Source organism: Microcoleus sp. AT8-A3 (assembly GCF_036705675.1).
Classification (GTDB): Bacteria; Cyanobacteriota; Cyanobacteriia; order Cyanobacteriales; family Microcoleaceae; genus Microcoleus.
Window position 1 is genome coordinate 179,357 of record NZ_JAUBVD010000001.1, and the last position, 23,759, is coordinate 203,115.

Below are 23,759 nucleotides of genomic sequence, written 5' to 3' on the forward strand. Positions count from 1 at the left end.
AGAAACTTCTGCTAAGATTTTTACAATTTTTGGTTACTAAAAAAGTATTTTATCTTAGGAAATAGAGCAAATGAAAATAATTTTTCAATTAATTTGGGGATATTTCGCGGTTGCTATTTTTGGTGTGGAATCTAGCATGAGTGCAAAAATATTACCGATAAGTGTATGGGGTGAATCTGGCACTCACCCTGTAGAAAGGGTTTTGGTGCTGTCTCAAAAACATAGCTATTTGCGATCGGCATCTCGTCCCCTTACCTCTGGAAGCGCCGCATTATTTTTGAATCATTTATCCCAAATTGAACCACGAATATTACCAAATTACAATCAGATTAACTCTCAAAATACCAATAAAGAAGAACCTAATGTTAGGTTAAAAATCATCGGTTATTTTCTGGTTTGTCTTTGTTTAGTAATTTCATTATTGATCCGGGAGAAGACAGTAAATAGCTTATCCAAGACGATGAGGTTAATCAAGCCGAAGTCTGAAACAGAGAATGACAAGCTACCAAAAGGAGAAAAAGTGTTATATCCAAAAAAAGAACAGGATATCTGGCATACTATTGCCCAGATGACCCAAGATTTGCAGCAAACTGCCGAATATGCTCTCGATATTTGTGAGGAAATGAACGTCTCGATAATCGCGACGACTCCAGGCGGTCATATCCTATCGTTAAACCAAGCTACCTGTCAACTTTTGGGATACTCTAAAAAAGAGTTGTTAGGCAAACCAATAGCCGGACTTTTTAAGAAAAGTGAATCACCAGCCCCGGTGTTAGATTTAGGAAGTTTAACAGCCGAAGGTTCTGTCCACAACGTGGAAAAAGTCTACCTTTCTAAACAGCGAAAAAAAATAATTGTACTGCTTTCTATTTCAATTATTTGCGACAGTCAAGGCAAGGTCAGCGGTAAGTTATACATAGCACAAAACATTACCGAAAGCAAGCAGGTTGAAAGAAATTTGCGACGCAGTGAAAAAAAGTTTCGCCAACTGATAGAAACTGTTAATGCTGTTGCATTTATCTATCACCGCAGACAGTTCCGCTATGTCAATGCTGAGACAGAAGCTCTGACAGGATATACTCGCGAAGAATTACTAGCATTGGATTTATACGACTTAATTCATCTAGATTTTATAGAAATAGTTAAAAAATGGGGTAAATCCAGTCATGCGCGCTCAACAGCAGGCTCTAAATATGAATTAGTAATAGTCACGAAAACTGGAGAAATGCGCTGGATTGAAGCAACTGTAGATATTATAAAATTTGAAAAAAAAGCCTCAATATTAATCACAGCATTTGACATCAGCGATCGCAAATTAGCAGAGTTAGAACGAGAAACATCTCTTTCCTTGCTTCAAGCAACCATTGAATCTACTGCTGACGGTATTCTGGCGGTTGACAGTGGAGGCACAGTGCTCACCTTTAACCGCAAGTTTGCCGAAATGTGGCAGTTGCCGGATTTCCTGCTGGATTCGAGAGATAACAACCAAATTTTGGCCTTTGGAATCAACCAGTTAAAATATCCGGAAATATTTCTCAACCGTGCTAAAGAATTGTCCGATCGCCCTACCGAAGAAAGTTACGATATCATTGAGTTAACAGATGGCAGAATCTTCGAGCGCTACTCGTTGCCTCAGCGCACGGGAGGCAAAATTACTGGCCGAGTATTCAGCTTTCGGGATGTAACGGAACGGGTGCAATCCGAAGAAAAACTACGCAAAAGCGAAGAACGCTTTCACCTGCTGACGCGGGCGACAAATGATGCCGTATGGGATTTTGATTTGTTAAAAAATGAGTATTGGTTGAGCGAAGAATTTGAAAAAGTATTTGGATACAAACTCAACGAAACTCAGACGATAGAATTAGAATCTTGGTGGTTAAATATTCATCCCGAAGAACGGGAAAGAGTGATGTTTAGCTTCAACCAAACAATGAACTCAGACGCTCAATGTTGGTCGGAAGAATACAGCTTTCACCGTGCAGACGGGGGATATGTTTTTGTGCTCGATCGCGGCTATATCATCCGCAATGAAAGTGGCCAAGCAGTCAGGGCGATCGGCACGATGATGGACATTACTCAGCGCAAGCAAGCTGAAGAAATTATTCGCTATCAAGCTGTTTATGACCAACTCACCGGTTTACCGAACCGGATACTGTTTAACGAGAGGCTGCTGGCGTCCTTAAAACAAGCTAAACAAACAAAAAAAATGCTTGCTGTGATGTTTTTAGACTTGGACAGGTTCAAAAAGATTAATGATACACTAGGTCACGCTGCGGGCGATCGCCTGTTAGAAGGTTTTGCCGGACGCATCAGCGACACTTTGCGATCGACTGACACGGTAGCCCGCTGGGGAGGCGACGAATTTACCATACTGCTTCCCGACATCAATTGCTTAGAAGATGCCGTTAAAACAGCTCAAAGAATACTCAACAATTTAAAGCCACCATTTAAACTAGAAGGACAACCGTTTCATGTTAGCAGCAGCATCGGCATTGCCCTTTATCCCGATGATGGTGAAGAGGCCGAAACTTTAGTCAAAAATGCCGATGCTGCCTTGTACTACGCTAAAGAAATGGGAAGAAATAACTATCAGTTATATACTTCAACACTTAATCCCCACTGCAGCCATTTACTAACTATAGAACACAGACTGCACGAGGCTTTAGAACAAGGAGAATTTGAGGTTTTCTATCAGCCAAAAGTCAACATTACTACTTGGCAAATTCAGGGCATGGAAGCTCTGCTGCGCTGGCAACATCCACAATTAGGTTTAGTTACTCCCGCTACATTTATTCCCATCGCCGAAGAGAACGGACTCATTGTACCTATTGGGGAATGGGTGCTGCAAACAGCCTGCACTCAAAATAAAGCTTGGCAGGATGCTTTGCAGCCAGATTTGCGGGTAGCAGTCAACGTTTCGGCTCGGCAGTTCCAGCAATTTAATTTATTAGAAATGGTAGCGAACTGCTTGGAAAAAACTGGTTTAGCACCCAAATATTTAGAGTTAGAAATTACCGAAACTACAGCCATGCAAGATGTGGATTATACCACAAAAGTTCTCAGGGAGTTGCAGAATATGGGAGTGCAAATTGCGCTGGACGATTTCGGCACGGGTTATTGTTCTCTAAATTATCTCAAAAAGTTTCCCTTGAATATCTTAAAAATAGACAGGTCGTTTGTCAGCGGATTGACGACCGATCCCTGCGAACGGGCGATCGCCAAGGCTGTAGCGACCCTGGGGCGAGATTTGAACTTGAGCGTGGTAGCTGAAGGAGTAGAAACTAAAGAGCAGTTGGAGTGTTTGCGCGAACTCCACTGTCAAGAAATTCAGGGTCATTATTTCAGCCCTGCCCTCTCGGCTGGTGAGGCTAGGAAGCTTTTGGTAAATTCTCATTTGCGACAAGTGCAAATTGCTTAATTGGGTCGCGACTTACGACTGCGTGAGGTTGTAACGCTGCGTGCAATTCCTGCGAACGTTACACGTAAAAAGTCGTGCGACCACCGCCGAAACCCGCATAGGTCCCGCCGCAGCAGCCGTCGCACGAGCAGCCACTGTAGGAAAACTCGTTGCCGCACTCAAGACAGATCGCCGTCCAGTCGTGATGGTCTGGTGGCGAGGCCTTCTTGCGACAGTTATCGCAGCCGAAAACGGCTAGTTCGCTCACATCGAACGACCTGCGCTTCCGTTTCGTCTGCTTGATGGCATCGTGCATGAACTGGTTAAAACTTAAAATAGTGTGCAGAATAACGGACTTGTACCCAAAGACAGAGGAAAATATCGCTACCTCAACATAAACGCTTTGTCTATGCAGCCAATTCGCACATTTAACGTTTCCCCCTCGCTACCGACAATTCTCGAACCCCTACGCAAGCTTGCCTACAACTTGCACTGGGACTGGAACGTCGATACCAAAGACCTCTTCCGCCGCCTCGATCGAGACCTGTGGGACTCCAGCAACCAAAACCCGGTGCTGATGCTCGGAACCATATCTCAAGAGCGACTGCAAGAAATGGCAGAAGACGAAGGCTTCATTGCCCAAATGAACCGAGCAGCCCAGCAGTTAGACGATTATCTCAAAAATCGCGCCTGGTACCGGAAACAGCGCGGCACCGAGCAGCAAGAATGCTACGCTTACTTTTCGATGGAATTCGGCTTAGTTAAAGCCCTACCCATCTATTCCGGCGGTTTGGGCGTGCTCGCAGGCGACCACCTCAAATCAGCTAGCGATTTGGGCTTGCCCTTAGTCGGTGTCGGCCTGCTTTACCAAGAAGGCTATTTTTCGCAGTATCTCAACGCCGACGGCTGGCAGCAAGAACGCTATCCGCTCAATGATTTCTACAATATGCCGCTGCACCCAGAACGCAATCCCGACGGTTCGGAATTGCGGATTGAGGTGGACTATCCCGGCCGCAAGGTGTATGCCCGGATTTGGCGAGTACAAGTGGGAACGGTTCCTTTGTACCTAATGGATACAAATATTGAACCTAACAGCCGCTACGACCAAGATATTACCGACCAACTGTATGGCGGTGATAAAACTCTGCGGATGCACCAAGAAATCATGCTGGGCATCGGCGGCGTGAAAATGCTCAAGGCATTGGGGCTGACAGTTACGGCTTATCACATGAATGAAGGCCACGCGGCTTTCATGGCTTTGGAACGCATTCGGATGCTGATGGAGGAATATCACCTGAGTTTCGTGGAAGCGGAACAGGTGGTGGTTTCGAGCAGTATGTTTACGACTCACACGCCGGTGCCTGCTGGGTTTGACTTGTTCGAGCCAGATATGGTGATGCACTATCTAGGTCAGTATCCCAAGATGTTTGGCTTGTCGCAAGATGAGTTTCTGGGATTGGGCCGGGAGAATACTGGGGATTTGTCCGCACCTCTGAATATGGCAATTTTGGCAATTAAAATGTCGAGTTTTGTCAACGGGGTGGCGGCTTTGCACGGTGTGGTGTCGCGCCCGATGTTTCAGGGTTTGTGGCCGGGTTTGCCCCAGGAAGAAGTACCGATTACTTCGATTACCAACGGGGTGCACGCTCGCAGTTGTGTGGCGAAGTCTACTCAGGAGTTGTACGATCGATACCTTGGCCCGGACTGGGAAATGACCGGTAAGGACGATCGTCTATGGGACAGGCTTTCGTCGATTCCTGATGAGGAACTATGGCGCAATCACGAACGCTGTCGATCAGAGTTGGTGGTGTTCGCGCGGGAGTGGCTGCAAAAGACTTTGCGCGAGCGCGGTGCGGCCCAAACGGAAATCGAACACGCGCGGGAGGCTCTCAATCCGAAGGTGCTGACGATCGGGTTTGCCCGCCGCTTTGCTACTTACAAGCGGGCGACGCTGTTTTTGCGCGATGTCGATCGAATTATGCGGATCATGCGGGATCAAAATCGCCCGGTGCAGTTTGTGATTGCTGGGAAGGCTCACCCGATGGATATTCCGGGTAAGGAATTGATTCGGGATATCGTTCACTTCATCCGCGAGCACGAGACGATGAGCTCGATGGTGTTTTTACCGAACTACGACATTAACGTGGCTCGGATGATGGTGTCTGGCTGCGATGTGTGGCTGAATACGCCGCGCCGCCCGCGTGAGGCTTCGGGTACATCCGGGATGAAAGCTTCGATGAATGGTTTGCCGAATCTGAGCATTCTTGACGGATGGTGGGATGAGGCTGATTATGTTCGTACCGGTTGGCCGATCGGACATGGGGAATTTTACGAAGATACTAAGTATCAGGATGATGTCGAGGCTAATGCTTTGTACGACTTGATGGAAAAAGAAGTTGTACCCCTATTTTACAACCGGGATGATGATGGAATTCCCCGCGGTTGGACGGCGAAAATGAAGGATTCTATTCGCTTGAATTGTCCTTTGTTCAATACAGCTCGGATGGTGAAGGATTACGCGCGGCGGGCCTATTTCCCCGTGAGCGATCGCTACCACACCATGACTTCGGATAATTGCACTCCGGCCAAGGAGTTGTCTCACTGGAAGAAGCACGTTCTCGCGAAATGGCACGATATTAAGATTGAGGCTGTTGATATTTCCCAGGATAAGGAAGTTAAGGTCAATCAGTCTATCTCTGTTAAATCTCGGATTAATCTGATGGGATTGACGCCTGCAGACGTGCAAGTTGAACTTTATCAAGGCTCGGTTGATGCTAACGGCGATATCATTGGTGGCGTGCCGGTGGTGATGGAGTATTTGGGTGAAGATTCTCAGAATGCTAGCCTTTATACGGCTGACATTACTTATACTTCTAGCGGTTTGCAAGGCTTGTCCTTGCGGGTTTTGCCGAAGCACGATAATCTCAGCAGTCCTTATGAAGCTGGCGTGATTCTCTGGGCACATTAAAGGAAGGAAGAAGGAAGAAGGAAGAGGGAAGAAGGAAGGCACGACACGGATTCGGACACGGATACACGGATGAATTTAACTGTGTTTCCCACTTCTCCCCCTCTCCCCCTCTCCCTCTCGCTGTCTCCCCCTCTCTCTCGCACTCTTTATGGAAGTTGGGGTTCGAGGATTGATAAATATCTACAATAGACTGGCAGAGTTTCATCAATTATAGTTGACATTCTGCCAGTTTTCCGTTTTTGTGGCGTTGCTGAATACAGGTATCAATTCCCGATTTCGGAGTTTTTATAAGCCAAGTCTGGTGAGTTTTGTAAATTCCGATAAAAGTTGATTCATACCGTGACTCAGCAAAGCCCAGAATCTATATCCATCAATATGAAAGCCGCCAAACAAAAAAGTGGTGCCACAATAGCCAAACTTTTTCATACTACTATAGCAATCCTCGCATCATTTGTGAATTTCTTACTCCCTCCCCTTGATAAGGGGAGGGTTGGGGTGGGGTAAAAAGTTTACGACTCCTGCAAGGATTGGTATATTGCATAAAATTGAAGGCAGCTTTGAAACACCTCTAGTTGAGGTTATTTTCCTACACCCGCTGGCTGCTGACGGTTTCGCACTTCCAGAAAAATCAACAAAGCATTAACATCAGCCGGATTTACTCCGCCAATTCTCGCCGCTTGGCCAATCGTCAGCGGTTTCACCTTAGCCAATTTTTCCCGCGATTCTTTGGATAGAGTTGTAATTGCCATGTAATCCAAATCCGCAGGCAATTGTCGGCGTTCGTGTTTGGCAATGTCATCGATTTGATTTTGCTGTCTTTGCAGGTAGCCGGAATATTTGATGTCAATTTCTGCACCATCTTTCTCAGCCAACTTCAGACTAGAATTGCCTAAATTGTAGCGTTCCAAATCCACATAATGAAAACCAGGACGACGCAACAAATCAGCCAGAGTAATTGAACCTTTAATTGCTTGTTGAGTGTCAGCAAAAATTGCCTTCCCTACTTCCTCGTGCTCTTTCACCCGCGTCGAGTACAACCGTTCCTTCTCTGCCACAATATTAGCTTGTTTGCGATCGAACAACTCCCAGCGGCGATCGTCAATCAAACCAATTTCCCGTCCCAGCGGCGTCAAGCGTTGGTCAGCATTGTCCGATCGCAATAATAGCCGATATTCCGATCGCGAAGTCAACATCCGGTAAGGTTCCCGCAAATCCTTCGTACACAAATCATCGATCAAAGTCCCGATATAACTTTGCTCGCGAGGAAACACAATCATCTCCTGATTTTTCGCAAACCGGGCTGCGTTAATCCCCGCCACAATCCCCTGTGCAGCCGCCTCCTCATATCCAGTTGTACCGTTCACCTGACCCGCGCAAAACAGCCCTTCAATCTTCTTAGTCATCAGCGTGGGAAAGCACTGAGTTGCCGGCAAATAATCGTACTCCACAGCATAAGCAGGGCGCATCATCTCGCACTTTTCCAAACCCGGAAGAGTCCGCAGCATTTGCAATTGCAAATTTTCCGGTAAACCAGTAGAAAATCCTTGAATATAAAGTTCAGGAATATCTCTACCTTCCGGTTCAATAAAAATCTGGTGACTTTCCTTATCCGCAAACCGCACAATCTTATCTTCAATACTCGGACAATAGCGCGGCCCCTTCGCATCAACCCAGCCGCCGTAGACTGGAGAAAGGTGCAAATTGTCTCTAATTAACTGGTGAGTTTCAGGCGTAGTTCTAGTTAAGTAACAAGGCATTTGTTCCCGTTCGATCCAAACTTCTGGATCGAAACTAAACCAGCGAACCTCTGCATCTCCCGGCTGCGGTTCCAGGTTGGTGTAATCGAGAGTACGTTTGTCAACTCTTGCCGGAGTTCCTGTTTTTAACCTGCCAGTTTCAAAGCCCAAACGATTGAGAGTTTCCGTCAAACCAACGGCGGCAAATTCTCCCGCCCGTCCGGCGGGCATCGACTTATTGCCCACCCAAATCGTGCCACCTAAAAAAGTACCTGTTGTCAGAATTACTGCTTTGCATTCAAAAGCGACGCCGAAGTATGTTTCGACTCCGATAACTTCTTCGTTTTTGCCCAAAACTAAGTCTGTCACCATCGCTTCGCGGATGGTCAAATTGGGTTGGTTTTCAACAATATTATTCATCACAGCGGCGTATTCCCGCTTGTCTGTTTGTGCTCTCAGCGCCCACACTGCGGGGCCTCTCGAAGCGTTGAGGACGCGCTTTTGTAAGTAAGTGCGATCGGCCATTTTGCCAATTTCCCCGCCTAACGCATCAACTTCGTTAGTAAGTTGGGTTTTAGCCGGGCCGCCGACAGCCGGATTGCAAGGTTGCCACGCAATTTTGTCGAGGTTGAGGGTGAGGAGAAGGGTGCGACAGCCGAGGCGAGAAGTGGCGAGGGCGGCTTCGCAGCCGGAGTGTCCGCCACCTACTACGATGATGTCGAAACTGTCTTGGAATTGTACTGGTGTTTGTGCAGTCATTCGATTTTAGATTTTAGATTTTAGATTTTAGATTGAATAATAGACATCTGGCAAAATTAGGTTTTAGTCCAGGTAGGGAAAGGCTGACAAAATCTTTTTAGAAGATGTCTAATTGACTTCAGAGTTTAATGCGGATGCGTACTTATCGGATACGATGTTTTTGATCGTCGGTCTCTAGATGCGAAAAGGTTCGATCGCTCTCACTTTAACAACAGGTGTTCCTCAATTAAAACTCTTCCTCTCCATTAGTGTAGCTGCTTTCTTCAAACATCGATGTTAATCCAGTAATTTTTACGGGGGGTCGATCTTTGAATTCTACGACAAATGACAACTCCCCACCCATTGCCGCGATATAACTTTGCAAAGTAGATACCAACAAATCCGCACGGCGTTCTAGTCGCGAGACATTTTCTTGACGCATATTTAATAATTCTGCCATGCGAATCTGAGTAAACTTCCTTGCTTTTCGTAAGTCTTGCAATGTCATTTCTTCAGCCATTAATTCAACCGATCGCTTTTCGACTATTGCTCGTTGTTCGGGAGGCAAATTATCCATAATAGTCTTCAGGCTAATTGTCATCGGTTTCTGGCTCCATTAACTTATTCAAATGGTCGGTAAATCTACTATCTGCTATCTTAATTATTTGCTTGTAAAATCGCTTCTCACTACTACCCGATTTGTCCCCAGCTACCAACAAAATCGCTTCTCTGCGGGGGTCAAATGCAAAAGCGACTCGCCAAACTCCATCAGCCGCCTGAAACCTAAGTTCTTTCATATTGGTGTAGGTAGAACCATTGAGAGTATCGACGTGAGGACGCTTGAGGTTTGGGCCAAATTCTTGTAACAGTGTGAGTTTTGCTAAAAGCTCTAATCTGACATCAGTGGGGAATTCGCTAAACTCAGAGTAAAAATCAAAGTGAAACTGAATGTTCCATGTCATTTGGATCGATTATGCCTTACATAGCATATTATAGACAATAGTCGATCGAATAACAATATTTATATGCACGCTGAAAACAACTTTGAAGGCTCGATCGATCGCGAACTCCTTCCCTAAGCGAAGAAAGATATTTAATCAGAAACCCACGACTGCGAGAGTCCTGGGTTCCTTTATTGAATAAGATTTTAGACAGGCGCACGGTATCTCAACCGTACCATACCTCCCCGTGCAGTTCGGGGCACCTGGTCTCTGACAGGCGCACGGTATCTCAACCGTACCATACCTCCCCGTGCAGTTCAGGGCACCTGTCATTTAATACCATTATATAGTATATTAAAAGGTTTGGTCAAATATCGAACGCTCATAATTGGCGCATATTAACCGAGATTAAGATGATGCGATCGACAGCCAGCGACCAAAACAGCAAAATTACCACAACCTTGTTAGGGCCCGAAGGCACATTTGAATGTTTAGAACTTTCTGACCCAAGCGAGCCGCTGTGACGAGTATTCCTCCTCGAAATGCTGGGAACTGCACTCGACTTGAAAAATCTAAGATTGGATATTTTACCGATCGACCAGACCGAAACTTATCGGACAATTCTGTAGATTTACCCAACAGCTTGCAGATTACCTACATCTTCTCTCCTCTTCCTTCGCGTCCTTGGCGTCTTCGCGGTTCAACAATTCCGTACTTTTCCAGTTTTGCGTTATGTTAGACAAAAAAATCTCAACAAGCGTACACAAGTGAAATACTTCTTCTTATCCGACGGCTGGAAAGTTGGGCGCGTTTGGGGCGTCGGCGGCGAGTGGAGTCACGCCGCCTGGAGGCGGGCGCCGGACATCCAACAGCTCAACCTCTGTCTTTCCGATCGCAACGAAAAAATGTGGCTCTACCGCGTAGAAGACGCCGTACTCATGGTAGAAGTCCAACCCGCAGTCCGTCCCGATCCCGCCGATCCCGCCAAAAATATCGGCAACGTCACCCTCACCAGACTGATCGATGCCGAGCAAGTCCTCGAACGCCTCGGGACGATCGCCGCCCGCTGCGAAATGGGCAACCCGCAACTAATGTAATGCTCAACATATTGCAATCGGTTCTAACACTCGATACACTTCTTTAAATAACTTTCATTTTTATGCCTCCACCTTTGAAGGTAGATGGCAGTCGGCAAAAGGCAGAGTTTAAACCCTGCAGGTAACTGCTGGGGATTGAGAATCTGATTTTTCCGTAAAAATAGACATCATCACTTACACCTTGGAGAACCGCAGTCAATGGGACTACCCTGGTATCGCGTACACACAGTCGTCTTAAATGACCCAGGCCGATTGATTTCTGTACACTTAATGCACACAGCCCTCGTGGCAGGTTGGGCCGGCTCAATGGCCCTTTATGAACTAGCAGTTTTTGACCCCACAGACCCAGTTCTGAACCCAATGTGGCGTCAAGGGATGTTCGTGTTGCCCTTCATGACTCGCTTGGGAGTTACGGGTTCTTGGGGCGGTTGGAGCATCACTGGCGAAGGTAACGTCGATCCGGGCTTCTGGTCCTTTGAAGGCGTCGCAATCGCTCACATCGTCCTCTCTGGCCTGCTGTTCTTAGCAGCAGTTTGGCACTGGGTATTTTGGGACTTAGAACTTTTCAGAGACCCTCGCACCGGTGAACCAGCCCTCGACTTGCCAAAAATGTTTGGCATTCACCTGTTCCTCTCCGGCTTGCTCTGCTTCGGCTTCGGCGCATTTCACCTTTCGGGACTTTTTGGCCCCGGAATGTGGGTGTCCGACCCCTACGGCCTGACCGGTCACGTCCAGCCAGTGGCGCCTGCTTGGGGCCCTGAAGGCTTCGATCCGTTCAATCCGGGCGGCATCGTGGCTCACCACATTGCAGCGGGCGTAGTCGGCGTAATTGCCGGTTTGTTCCACTTGACAGTGCGGCCGCCGGAACGTCTTTACAAAGCCCTGCGGATGGGGAATATCGAAACTGTACTTTCTAGCAGTATCGCTGCCGTGTTCTTCGCAGCCTTTGTGGTTGCGGGTACGATGTGGTACGGTTCTGCTGCAACTCCGATCGAACTTTTTGGCCCGACTCGCTATCAGTGGGACAGCGGCTATTTCCAACAAGAAATCGATCGCAGAGCTCAAGCTAGCTTGGCCGGTGGCGCTAGCTTCCAATCCGCTTACGAACAAATTCCCGAAAAATTGGCTTTCTACGACTACGTGGGCAACTCTCCTGCTAAAGGCGGTTTGTTCCGGGCCGGCGCGATGGTCAATGGCGACGGTATTGCTAAATCTTGGCTGGGCCATCCAGTATTTACTGACAGCGAAGGTCGGGTATTGTCGGTTCGCCGCCTCCCCAACTTCTTTGAAACTTTCCCAGTAATTTTGACGGACAAAGATGGGGTCGTTCGCGCTGACATCCCCTTCCGCCGTGCTGAATCAAAATACAGCTTTGAACAAAGCGGAGTTACCGTCAGCTTCTACGGTGGTGAACTTAACGGTCAAACCTTTAATAATCCTCTAGATGTTAAGAAGTTTGCTCGCGCTGCTCAAAAGGGTGAAGTGTTTGAATTCGATCGCGAAACCTTGAATTCTGACGGCGTTTTCCGCACTTCGACTCGCGGTTGGTTCACTTTCGGACACGTTTGCTTTGCTTTGCTATTCTTCTTCGGCCATATCTGGCACGGTTCTCGGACTATTTTCCGCGACGTGTTTGCTGGAGTTGAGGCTGACTTGGAAGAACAAGTCGAGTGGGGCCTGTTCCAAAAACTGGGCGACGTGACCACCAGAAGACAAGAACCTCTCTAAATTTTGCCAGCCTCTGGCTAGCCGGGAAACATCCCCGGTGTAAAAAACCCGGTTTCTTCAAGAAACCGGGTTTTTTTAGTTAATAATAAAACCAGCAATTAACTACCAGCCGGGAAGTCCCGAACGTATATTTAGAGGGGATTAATCTGAGCGCTCGGCCCCGTACCTCGTTGGGAATTACTCCTTGGGATGAAAGGTTTGTTGGGTTTTGGTACCGAAACCGACAATTATTCTTTTAAACCCCAAGATGATCGGGAAATACTCTGATACTATATTAGCAAGTGGGGGTGGAACTACCTCACTATAAAAAGCCTTTGAAAAAAAGGAAAAAGAAGCCTGCGGTCTAACTGTACTCAGTTGACCGTCAGGTTTGTTCACGATAAAATAATACGGCAAGGGAAGATAGGGAAAATTTAACATGGAAAGTGTTGCTTACATTTTGATTCTGGCTTTAGCCATAGGCGTACTATTTTTTGCGATCGCATTTCGGGAACCTCCCCGGATTGGCAAATAATTAGCTATACGCCTGCGGTAAGTCCAAAATATCCTGAACCGGACTGCGGTTAGCCCGCATCATAGCGATCTAATTTGGTGCGGGACTCTTTCACCGCTGTGTGCTAAGTGATTTTTCTAGTCCAGCCATTCATCAGACCCCAAGCGGTTAGATGAATGGCAATTTGCTGGCAATGCCTGTTAAAATCAGCAATCATGCGCTGTTCCTCCTGCCAACACACAAATAGCCGCGTTCTAGAATCGCGTTCAGCCGAATCAGGTCAAAGCATCCGTCGGCGGCGTGAGTGTTTGAACTGCCAGCACCGCTTCACAACCTACGAACGCATAGAATTTGTGCCGATTACGGTGATCAAGCGGGACGGCAAGCGCGAATCTTTTGACAGGTCAAAATTAGTTCGGGGATTGATTCGGGCCTGCGAAAAAACCGGTTTGTCTTCCGGGCATCTCGAAACTCTGGCAGAAGAAATCGAGGCACAACTTCAAGGTCGATCGCTCCGAGAAATCGCCAGTTCAGAAATAGGGGAACTGGTGCTGTTGCACCTGCGACCCCTCAGCGAAGTCGCTTATGTCCGTTTTGCCTCGGTATATCGGCAATTTCGAGGCATCCGAGATTTTGTAGATACCCTAAATCACCTTCAGAATCCCCTCAACGAAGCTGAAGATACAGAAACAGGGACAAATTTTGACGCAGATTTGCCGGATTCCGAAGCAGTCGATCGAGAAAGCCCAGCATCCTGTGCAACTCCCAGCTAAGCTCGCTTAAATTAATTTAGAGAAATATTCGCTTGAGATTGAAAACCGTGTCCCGATGAAGGCCCGGAGGAATAGCGACTCAAGGGACTCTCATTCGAGCGAGTGTTCTTTTTTCTCAGTAACAGTGCTGGGTGTGATATGATCGTCATCGGTCTAAAATAGAGTATAACTAGACAACGTAAAAACTTAACTGGATTAGTTGAGTGCGTAGTCACACCTAACGGTGTTGCAGTTTAGGAAAGCTCGCATTTGAACAAAACCTAACTAAAGCTCGGTGACTAATTAAATACGGTAGGACATACCGAAATTTACGCTTCTGGAGAAACCGACCTCTACTTAGACTGGAGTAATCCTGTCGCCAGCAAGTCGGCTCGTTGAACGAAGAATCTCAGTTTATTTATACCTGAGAGTGTCAAAATAGTCTACTTGACTCGGAATGTTAAGATTCAACGTTTTAACACAGAGTATGGAGTAACAGTAATGGCAAGCGCTGGTGTGCAGTTGCACCTGGCAAAAGTTAGCGAAAACTGACTTTAGTAAAAGATTTTGAAAAAAGTTAATCGCTTTTTCACCAAAATCTCGAATATCTGCCGGCACAAACGAAAAACATGAAGGAGAGAAATCCTAGGAAACTATTCGCATGGTCAATCTCAAAACCACAGTCAAAGACATCGGCTTTACTCACGAAGATTTTGCAGCCCTACTTGATAAATATGACTATCACTTTAGCCCGGGCGATGTAGTAGCGGGTACAGTTTTTAGTATAGAACCCAGGGGCGCTCTGATTGATATCGGTGCTAAAACAGCAGCGTACATTCCCATTCAGGAAATGTCCATCAATAGAGTGGAAAGCCCTGAAGAGGTATTGCAATCAAACGAAACCAGAGAATTTTTCATTCTAACCGATGAAAATGAAGACGGACAATTAACCCTGTCCATCCGGCGCATCGAGTATATGCGGGCGTGGGAAAGAGTGCGACAACTGCAAGCAGAAGATGCCACAGTACGATCGCAAGTATTTGCCACCAACCGCGGCGGCGCACTCGTGAGAATAGAAGGCTTGCGAGGCTTTATTCCCGGTTCTCACATCAGTACCCGCAAACCGAAGGAAGAATTAGTCGCCGAAGAATTACCATTAAAATTCTTAGAGGTAGACGAAGACCGCAACCGCCTAGTGTTGAGTCACCGCCGCGCCTTAGTTGAGCGCAAGATGAACCGCCTCGAAGTCGGGGAAGTCGTCATCGGTACAGTACGCGGTATCAAGCCTTACGGTGCCTTTATCGACATCGGCGGCGTCAGCGGCTTGCTGCACATCTCGGAAATTTCACACGATCACATCGATACGCCTCATAGCGTCTTCAATGTCAACGACGAAGTGAAAGTGATGATCATTGACTTGGATGCCGAGAGGGGCCGGATTTCTCTCTCCACCAAGCAGTTGGAACCGGAACCGGGCGCGATGGTCAAAAATCGCGAATTGGTATACGAAAAAGCTGAGGAAATGGCAGCTAAGTTCCGCGAGAAAATGCTGGCTCAAAAGCAAGCTAAAGCAGGCATAGACATTCCTGTAGACTCAACTGATGCTGATGATGACTTCTCCGACGAACTCGAAGATGTGCCCTCAGCAATGGAAGAGGATCTGCCGGAAGTAGCACCCGAAGTAGCACCCGAAGCAGCACCCGAAGCAGCACCCGAAGCAGCACCCGAAGCAGTATTAGATGTAGAGGAAGAAATCCCTCCTGCGACGGAAGAATAAGATCACAGTTAGTGTGATTAAAAGAGGGAAAATTCCCTCTTTTTTTTTGCCTTAAACGTCCCAATTACCAATCATTAATTACCAATTAATATCAATTCTGAAAAGTACGCGGGCATTTGTAGGGAAACGGAATTGCCCATAGGTGTCAACTTAACGTTAAACCCATAGTCCGGCAAGGGTTGAAACCCCTGGCGGACTGACGGGATGACTAACGAACTTGGCGAGCTAACAGCTTAAGTTGACACCTATGGGCATTGCTGTCTCCCTACTTAGTGGTTGACAATTAGCAATTACCAATTAGCAATTACCAATTACCAACAATTTAATATGTTCCTGCAGGCAGATGCAGCGATCGCACTTGGAATTAAAACAAGTGACAGCGCGATCGATCTGCCTAAATAAACCTAGCCTTTACGCTGCTAATTTGTTAAGATTTACAAACATCAGGGACATCCGCACAAGTGCCAACTCATCGGGAGCATCTCAATGAAAGCAGGCCTCCGCTAGAAATTGGAGTTTTGAGGCAGGAGGCAGGAGGCAGGAGGCAGGAGAGAAGAGAGAAGAGGAAGAAGGAAGGAGCCAGAAGAAGTGTTTTTACAAATATGAGATGCTCCCCAACTCATCAGCATTCTCAGGCAAAAACACACTAGACAAGCAAATTACACAAAAGAATACTTAGAAATTTCTTGCCATGAGGCTCAAAGGCAAGTGAATCATGAAAATCGGACTATTAAAAGAAAAATTAGAACAGCTCAAAAAACGTCCCAATTCGAGCAAAGGAACGATCGACCAAATCGAAAACTGGTTAATCGGTTCCCACATTTTGCAGAGATTGAGAATTAATCCTTACTACGTAGCAGGCGATACAGTCAAGAATGTTAAAAAAATTACTTCCGAATTTCTGCACGGAGTAAAAGCCGGTGTCTTCGACTTGCACTGGGATATTCACTGCCCGCACTGCAACATGATTACAGAAGAATTTAAGGATTTGGCAGACACATCAGAAATGTCTTTTTGCCCGATGTGCGAGCGCGAGTTCAACATTGATTTGCTCGATCGCGTGGAAGTCACTTTTTCCCTGAACAAAGAAATCGAAGACCCGCAACTGCGGCCCGTCTGCGCTCCCCCTCCCGTACTCCAGAGCAAACTGCAACTGGTAACACCTTTATACTGCACCGAATCCGAGATAGTTAGCTTAGAAAAAGGTCGATATCGCTACTGCTGTCCCCTGACTTTAGCTAAAGGGATTTTAAAGGTGGAAGGCGAAGAAACAGAAGAGATACAAGAAATTCAACTCCAGCAGTTGGCCGGCCCAGATTTCGATAAAAAAGAGCTTGCCGTGCGTCCGGGAAAACTCAAGATAGAATTAACTAATAGCGAACACAATTTGTCGGGGCTGATTTTGCATTCAGATGAATTGCCCGATGAATTGACAGTAGAACAACTGCCCCTGCGGCTGTCAGGAATGCAACTGCTTCATCACCCGGATTATAAGCGTTTGTTCGGCGATCGAGTAATCTCGGAAAGAGAGCGAGTCAAGATTCGGGCGATTACTATTATGTTTACTGATATTACCGGTTCTACCAGAATGTACGAAACACTGGGAGATACCAAAGCTTACAATATTGTGCGCGATCATTTTGAAATTTTCTTTGAGTCGATCGAGAAATTTGGCGGAAAAGTCATTAAAACCATCGGCGATGCCGTCATGGCTTCTTTTATCAGCAACGAACAAGCAATTATGACAGCCACCGATGCTGTGGCTAGTTTCAGGAAATACAATTCAACTCGCCAACAAGCAGAGTGGATTCAAGTCAGGATTGGCATTCACCGAGGTACGGCTTTGCTGGTAAATCTTAATAATTCGATCGACTATTTTGGCTCTACAGTCAACAAAGCCGCCCGCATTCAAAATCTTTCTAAAAGTGACGAAGTTTCATTTTCCGAAGATGTTTACAGCGACGAAGCATTTTTAACAGCATTAAAAGCTGCTGGAGTCTCCGAAATTCAAAAACGAGTAGAAGATTTAAAAGGAATACAAGGCGCACAAGTCGCTTATACTGCTAGAATTAATACGGAATCAGTAATCCCGCTGTCTGCTACACTTGTCGGTGAAAAAAGCTAAGTAGGCAAGCAGATATACTACTTGGTTATTGCCAGCCTCTCGTTACGATCGCCCCAACAGCAGATAGAGTTGTTCGAGAGCGCTCAGATCATGGCTCCAACAGTATACTTACTCATTAAATGAGTTGCATAATACCCATAACTTAAGGTATACTTAAGTATAGTACGGGTTCTTCAGCAGCATCTTGCGAGAACTGTAGGTTGCTGAATAGCTGAAGTCCTCGACTTCATAGCATGACTTCTCCTCAATTATCTCCAGAAAATACACCCGAAGCCATCGCACCAGCCGCCCTCGACAGCGAACAATTAACCGAAACCGATGCCCCCTTTCCCATTGTTGGAATTGCCGCCTCAGCAGGAGGGTTGGAAGCATTCACGCAGTTACTCAGCCATTTACCGGCCGATACGGGTATGGCGTTTGTGCTGATTCAGCATTTAGATCCCAATCACAAAAGTCTGCTTAGCGAGATTCTCGCGAGAACCACCCAAATGCCTGTGAATGAGGTAAAAGACGGCGTAGCTGTAGAACCCAATCAAGTCTACGTTATTCCGCCTAACACCAAGATGGTGCTATCTAAAGGCGTCCTGCAACTATCACCGCGCGAGAAGGTTTATGGCAAATATATGCCGGGAGATGCGTTTTTTACCTCATTGGCGATCGATCGCGGGCACAAAGCAATCGCCGTAGTTTTATCCGGGGGAGACGGAGACGGTTCACTCGGGCTCAAGGCAATCAAAGCAGCCGGAGGCATGACTTTTGCTCAATGTCAAGGCACAGCAAAAGTCGATAGTATGCCGAATACCGCTGTTGCGACAGGCAATGTCGATTTCGTTCTGCCACCGGAAAAAATTGCCGAGGAACTGGCAAACTATAGTCACAATCCCCTTCTCACTGGCCCGCTTGCCATGACAAAAGTTGAGGAATCGCCCGAACAGGGAGATGCCCTGGCTACTATTTTTGCGCTGCTGAAATCCACCACAGGCGTTGATTTTAGCCAGTACAAACCCAGGACGATCGCTCGACGCATCCAGCGACGGATGGTGTTGTACAAGCTGGAAAGCTTGAATGATTACGCCCAACATCTTCGACACAATTCGGCTGAAGTCACAGCCCTGTATGAAGAAATCCTGATCCACGTTACCAGTTTCTTCCGTGACCCCGAAGCCTTTGAAAAGTTAAAAGAACTGGTTTTCCCCACGATTACCCAAAATAAATCGGCCGAAACTCCGATTCGGATTTGGGTGGCAGGATGTTCGACAGGTGAAGAAGTTTATTCGATCGCCATTTGCTTGTTAGAGTTTTTGGGCGATCGAGCCATTCAGCCACCGATCCAGATTTTTGCCACGGACATTGGCGAACACGCTATCAACAAAGCGAGGTGTGGCGTCTACTCAGAAAACCAGATGGTAGATGTTTCACCAGAACGACGTACTCGCTTCTTTATTGCCGAAGCAAGAGGTAGCTATAGAATCAGCAAGGCAGTCCGCGAACTTTGTGTATTTGCCCGACAAGACTTAGGCAGTGACCCGCCTTTTTCCAATATCGATTTAGTTAGCTGTCGCAATGTGCTGATCTACTTGGGAGAGTCATTGCAAAAAAAAGTGATGCCGATTTTCCATTACAGTCTTAAGCCAACGGGCTTTCTCCTGTTAGGCACTTCTGAGAGTACCGGAGAATTTTCCTACTTGTTTACTTCAGTGGATAAAAAGTCTAAAATTTATGCCAAAAAGTTGACTGCGACTCGTCCCCATTTTTCGTTTACGCCGAGTTCCTATCCCGTCGCTAAAGCACGTGAACGGGAGGAAGTGAAAAACAATTTTACGAATAGCTTGGATTTACAACAAGAAACTGACCAACTGATTTTAAATCGATATGCCCCAGCCAGTGTGGTTGTCAACGAGCAGATGAAAATCCTGCAAGTGCGGGGAGACATCGATCCTTACTTGAGAGTGGTAGCCGGAACGCCCGACTTAAACTTGCTGGCAATGGCAAGGGCAGGCTTGCTGGTTGAGCTTCGCACCGCGATTTATCAGGCACAAACGCAGAACGTAACCATTAGGAAAGAAAGGGTATTGCTTGAATCGGGCGGACGATCGAGTATCGTCAATTTTGAGGTGATTCCCTTCGGGCCACCGGCGGTCGAAGGACGCTACTTTTTGGTGGTATTTGAAGAGGCTGCACCCCCCGTGCTTAACTTCAGCACTCTCCCTTCTGAAAGCTTCGAGCAAGCTGATTTAGTGCGCGAAATTGAGCTGCTGAGCCAGCAAGTTGCAGCGGCTAACCAAGAAAAAACTGCGGCTCAATCTCAACTGCAAGCGGTGATCCAGGATCAGGAAAGTCTCAACCAAGACCTCAAAATTGCCAACGAAGAAATCCTATCCAGCAACGAGGAGTTGCAAAGCACGAATGAGGAGTTAGAGACTGCCAAAGAAGAGATTCAAGCCACTAACGAGGAACTCACTACCACTAACGATGAACTTCGCAGCCGCAATACTGAACAAAGCCTGGTGAATAACGATCTGATAAATTTGCTTTCCAGTATCAATATCCCTATTTTAATGCTGACAAACGATTTACAGATTCGACGCTTTACGCCAACGGCACAGCAAATTTTTAGTGTGATTCCCACAGATGTTGGACGGCCTTTTAGCGACATCCGCTCAACTCTGAACGTTCCTGACTTGGAACAGATGATTTTGGAGGTGATTGATACTCTCCAGACGAAAGAACAAGAAGTTCAAACTTTATCGGGATATTGGTACAACCTCCGCATTCGTCCTTACCGGACAACGGAAAACCAGATTGACGGTGTGGTGATGGTTTTGCTCGATATTGATGCTCTTAAACGCAGTGCCAGAACCTTGGAGGAGGCCCGAAATTATGCTGAAACCATTGTGGAAACTGTGCAAACGCCTTTAGTCGTCCTAGATGCTGATTTCCGAGTGAATAAAGCAAATCGATCGTTCTATGAAATGTTTCAGGTTTCACCGTCAGAAGTAGCAAAATCTTCGCTGTTTGAGCTAGGCAACGGGCAGTGGAATATCCCCCAAGTGCGATGGATTCTGGAAGATATTCTGGTTAGTGATGTTCAGCTTGAAAACTTTGAGTTGGATCACCTGTTTGAGCAGATCGGGCCCAAAACCATGCTGCTGAATGCTTGTAAACTTGAAAGAGAAGACCAAGCTTTAATGATTCTGTTGTCGATCGAGGATATCACGCAGCGCAAGCAGTTTGAGACAGTACGATCGCAGTTATTACTGCATGAACAGTTGGCCCGCCAACAGGCAGAAACAGCCAACCGTAGTAAAGATGAATTTCTGGCGAATCTCTCCCATGAATTACGCAATCCTTTGACTCCGATCCTGGGCTGGGCACAAATTCTGCGTTCGGGGGAACTGAAGGAACCAGCCGTTACTAAGGCTTTAGAGGTGATCGAGCGCAGCGCGAGGGCGCAATCTCAGTTAATCGAAGATATCCTGGATATTTCCCGGATTACCAGCGGCAAGCTTCAACTGTGCATTTGTCCGATCGATCTGCGGTTAGTGGTGCAAGCAGCGCTGGAGGGGGTTCAATTATCAGCCGAGGCAAAAAACATTCAAATTGTTTCGGAGTTGATTTCTACGAGTGTTTTAGGAGATATTAATCGCTTGCAGCAAGTTGTGTGGAATCTTCTGTCTAATGCGATTAAGTTTACTCCGGCGGGGGGACGAGTGGAAATCATGCTATCGGCGATTGAGAATCATGCTGAACTTCGAGTCAGCGATACGGGAAAAGGGATTGAGGCACAATTTTTGCCGTATATTTTCGATCGTTTCCATCAAGGTGATGCCAGCAGCACTAAGACCAATCAAGGGCTGGGATTGGGTTTATCGATCGTGCGTCACCTGGTTGAATTGCACGGGGGAACGGTGCAAGCCGAAAGTCCGGGTGAGGGACAAGGAACTACAATGACTGTGAGATTGCCGTTGCGATCGCTACCTCAAGAGTTGACATCGGCGATCGATTTAAAGTCAACTGCTTTGGTAGGGCCTTTAAACGCCTCTAGCGATCGCGTCCCCTCTCTAGAAGGCTTGCACATCTTAGCCGTAGATGATCAGATAGATACGCGCGACTTCTTACAATTTGTGCTTGAAGGCTACGGGGCGGAGGTTTTGGCTGTTGCATCTGCCAGAAGTGCGATCGCTGCTTTGACTGAAAATCCGGGCAGATATGATGTGCTCATCTCCGATATCGGAATGCCAGAGGAAGATGGGTATTTCTTAATTCGAGAAGTGCGATCTCTTGCTGCGGAAGCCGGAGGAGAAATCCCAGCCGCGGCGCTGACTGCCTATGCGAGCGATAAAGAACGCGAAATGGCGATCGAAGCTGGTTTTCAAAGGCATATGGTTAAGCCGATTCAGCCGGTTGTACTAGGATTAATGGTGGCTAATTTAGTAGGACGATTGTGAACGAACCTGACGGTCAACTGAGTACAGTTAGACCGCAGGCTTCTTTTTCCTTTTTTTCAAAGGCTTTTTTGAGTGACGGAGTTCCCCCGCCACTTTTGTAACTCAGACCAATTTTTCTTATGAGTTTGGCTGAATTTTCATCTCGATCCAAAGATTCTCCACATTGACAAGAATGCCACCGTTCCGATAATTCTTTCGGGACTTTGTTGAGGCAGTTCCAACAGTGCTGGGAAGTTCCCTTTGGATCAACAAATAAAACACTTTTACCTAGTTTCCAGGCGACATATTTCAGAACGTTGGCGAATTGCCCGTGAGCAGCATCAAGCATGGATTTATTCAAACCACTCTTAGCTGACTGACCGTTAGGCAAATAAACCAAATTACCATTCTCAATATCAGTCTTGGGCTTGGCACGTCTAGTTAGATTTTTGACGCTCAAATCTTCAACAACTAAAACCTCACACTTGCTAAGTAGCTCATGTGCAGTTTTAAATTGAAAATCTAATCTAGCTCTAGCTACGAACTGATGGAGTTGGGAAACCTTGTCCTTGATTATTTTCCAAGGTTGAGAACCCTTGACTCTATTAGCTAACTTCGCTTGAAGCCTTGCTAATTTCTGAGCCGATTTCCTCAAAAATCTAGGATTCTCAACTCTTTCGCCATTGGAAAGATAGACGTAATTAGTGACTCCCAAATCAATGCCAACAGTATTTTCGACCGTCGGCTGAATTTCTGCAACCGTTACGGGAACCGTTTTATCTTCTAGCGTCAGGGAAATATACCACCCATCCGCTTCTCTGATAACTGTACCCGTCTTAACTTTGAACTTTGTTGGTATTGGACGGTGGAAAACCATAGGCACGCTTACCTATTTTGGCGAGACTAATACAAATCCTATCTTGCTCGTCCTTGACAATATCTAAGTTATCTAGTTGAGGATAAGTGAAGGATTTGTAGTAGTGAAGCCCTTTGAATCTGGGCTGACCTCTACGATTGCCGTTTTTATCGGGCGTGGTGAAATTTGAAAAGGAAGTTTCAACTCTGTTGACGACATCTTGCAAAACCTGAGAATCCAACGCTTTGTAGTCAGGAAATAGTTTTTTAGTGTTTTTCAGGTCAGCTAATTGTATCGTCTGCCACTGTACATATCCGCCTTCAATGTTTGAGAAAACATCACCTTTCCTGGTTAGAGGATTGCCTGACTCATCCTTTTTTCTGCCATCCCTAGTTTGCAATCTAGTCAAGGGAATATTTCGATAAATCTCCTCAACAGGGACTATCGAAACAATCAATGGGCAGGCGTTGATAGGTGTTCTCGTGGTTTCCCACCACCTAAATCTTTCGCCGATTCGGTAGTTGTACTGCCGACGGCAGAGTTCTAAATGAGCCACAATAGTTGATAGTTGGGGCTTGGTTGGTTTGAGGCGGTATTTGTAAGTGAGTTGCATTTTTAGCTTCTTTTTTCGACCTACCTTAATATACCATTTCTTTTGTTTTAATATCTAGGAAGTACATCATAGTTAAAGGTACTCGCAATGTCTAATTGTCGGTTTCCGTAC

14 protein-coding genes are annotated in these 23,759 nt (G+C 46.5%); 9 read left to right on the plus strand and 5 right to left on the minus strand.

Going from position 1 to position 23,759, the window contains the following annotated elements:
- Positions 1-70: 70 nt before the first annotated feature.
- Complete coding sequence (locus QUB51_RS00775) at positions 71-3,418, plus strand: EAL domain-containing protein (RefSeq protein ID WP_333259591.1); 3,348 nt, start codon at positions 71-73, stop codon at positions 3,416-3,418.
- Between the two features lie 388 nt (positions 3,419-3,806).
- Positions 3,807-6,365: an alpha-glucan family phosphorylase gene (gene glgP, locus QUB51_RS00780; RefSeq protein ID WP_333231336.1), complete on the plus strand. Its 2,559-nt coding sequence runs from the start codon at positions 3,807-3,809 to the stop codon at positions 6,363-6,365.
- A 578-nt stretch (positions 6,366-6,943) separates the two neighbouring features.
- On the opposite strand, the gene mnmG is transcribed toward glgP, so the two are convergent.
- The 3 genes from mnmG to QUB51_RS00795 all read right to left on the minus strand — a co-directional run bounded on the left by mnmG (position 6,944) and on the right by QUB51_RS00795 (position 9,801).
- Positions 6,944-8,860 (minus strand): tRNA uridine-5-carboxymethylaminomethyl(34) synthesis enzyme MnmG, encoded by a 1,917-nt coding sequence (mnmG, locus tag QUB51_RS00785; RefSeq protein WP_333209238.1) that lies wholly within the window; start codon positions 8,858-8,860, stop codon positions 6,944-6,946.
- 226 nt (positions 8,861-9,086) lie between these two features.
- Positions 9,087-9,416, minus strand: coding sequence for a transcriptional regulator (locus QUB51_RS00790; RefSeq protein ID WP_333273882.1), 330 nt, complete (start codon positions 9,414-9,416; stop codon positions 9,087-9,089).
- Between the two features lie 13 nt (positions 9,417-9,429).
- Positions 9,430-9,801: a type II toxin-antitoxin system RelE/ParE family toxin gene (locus QUB51_RS00795; protein ID WP_333051469.1), complete on the minus strand. Its 372-nt coding sequence runs from the start codon at positions 9,799-9,801 to the stop codon at positions 9,430-9,432.
- Between the two features lie 746 nt (positions 9,802-10,547).
- On the opposite strand from QUB51_RS00795, the gene QUB51_RS00800 reads away from it, so the two are divergent.
- The 7 genes from QUB51_RS00800 to QUB51_RS00830 all read left to right on the plus strand — a co-directional run bounded on the left by QUB51_RS00800 (position 10,548) and on the right by QUB51_RS00830 (position 22,200).
- On the plus strand, positions 10,548-10,877 hold the full coding sequence (locus QUB51_RS00800) for a hypothetical protein (RefSeq protein ID WP_039887994.1): 330 nt from the start codon (positions 10,548-10,550) through the stop codon (positions 10,875-10,877).
- Positions 10,878-11,075: 198 nt separating this feature from the next.
- Positions 11,076-12,605 carry a photosystem II chlorophyll-binding protein CP47 gene (gene psbB, locus QUB51_RS00805; protein ID WP_333051466.1) on the plus strand — a complete coding sequence of 510 codons (1,530 nt, stop codon included), beginning with the start codon at positions 11,076-11,078 and terminating at the stop codon, positions 12,603-12,605.
- A 418-nt stretch (positions 12,606-13,023) separates the two neighbouring features.
- Positions 13,024-13,119 carry a photosystem II reaction center protein T gene (locus QUB51_RS00810; protein ID WP_006635641.1) on the plus strand — a complete coding sequence of 32 codons (96 nt, stop codon included), beginning with the start codon at positions 13,024-13,026 and terminating at the stop codon, positions 13,117-13,119.
- A 194-nt stretch (positions 13,120-13,313) separates the two neighbouring features.
- Positions 13,314-13,871 carry a transcriptional regulator NrdR gene (gene nrdR, locus QUB51_RS00815; RefSeq protein WP_333051824.1) on the plus strand — a complete coding sequence of 186 codons (558 nt, stop codon included), beginning with the start codon at positions 13,314-13,316 and terminating at the stop codon, positions 13,869-13,871.
- Between the two features lie 640 nt (positions 13,872-14,511).
- Positions 14,512-15,627, plus strand: a complete 1,116-nt coding sequence (locus QUB51_RS00820; protein ID WP_333051464.1) for a 30S ribosomal protein S1 — start codon at positions 14,512-14,514, stop codon at positions 15,625-15,627.
- Between the two features lie 715 nt (positions 15,628-16,342).
- The gene (locus QUB51_RS00825; protein WP_333051462.1) at positions 16,343-17,752 is read left to right on the plus strand and encodes an adenylate/guanylate cyclase domain-containing protein; all 1,410 of its coding nucleotides are present in this window, start codon (positions 16,343-16,345) and stop codon (positions 17,750-17,752) included.
- 233 nt (positions 17,753-17,985) lie between these two features.
- Positions 17,986-22,200, plus strand: coding sequence for a chemotaxis protein CheB (locus QUB51_RS00830; protein ID WP_333259587.1), 4,215 nt, complete (start codon positions 17,986-17,988; stop codon positions 22,198-22,200).
- Between the two features lie 13 nt (positions 22,201-22,213).
- Here the strand turns inward: QUB51_RS00830 and QUB51_RS00835 are convergent, their stop codons facing one another.
- Positions 22,214-23,056 (minus strand): transposase, encoded by an 843-nt coding sequence (locus QUB51_RS00835; protein ID WP_333051458.1) that lies wholly within the window; start codon positions 23,054-23,056, stop codon positions 22,214-22,216.
- On the minus strand, positions 23,016-23,648 hold the full coding sequence (locus QUB51_RS00840; protein WP_333051457.1) for a helix-turn-helix domain-containing protein: 633 nt from the start codon (positions 23,646-23,648) through the stop codon (positions 23,016-23,018). The genes QUB51_RS00835 and QUB51_RS00840 overlap by 41 nt, the downstream gene beginning before the upstream one ends.
- Between the last annotated feature and the right edge of the window lie 111 nt (positions 23,649-23,759).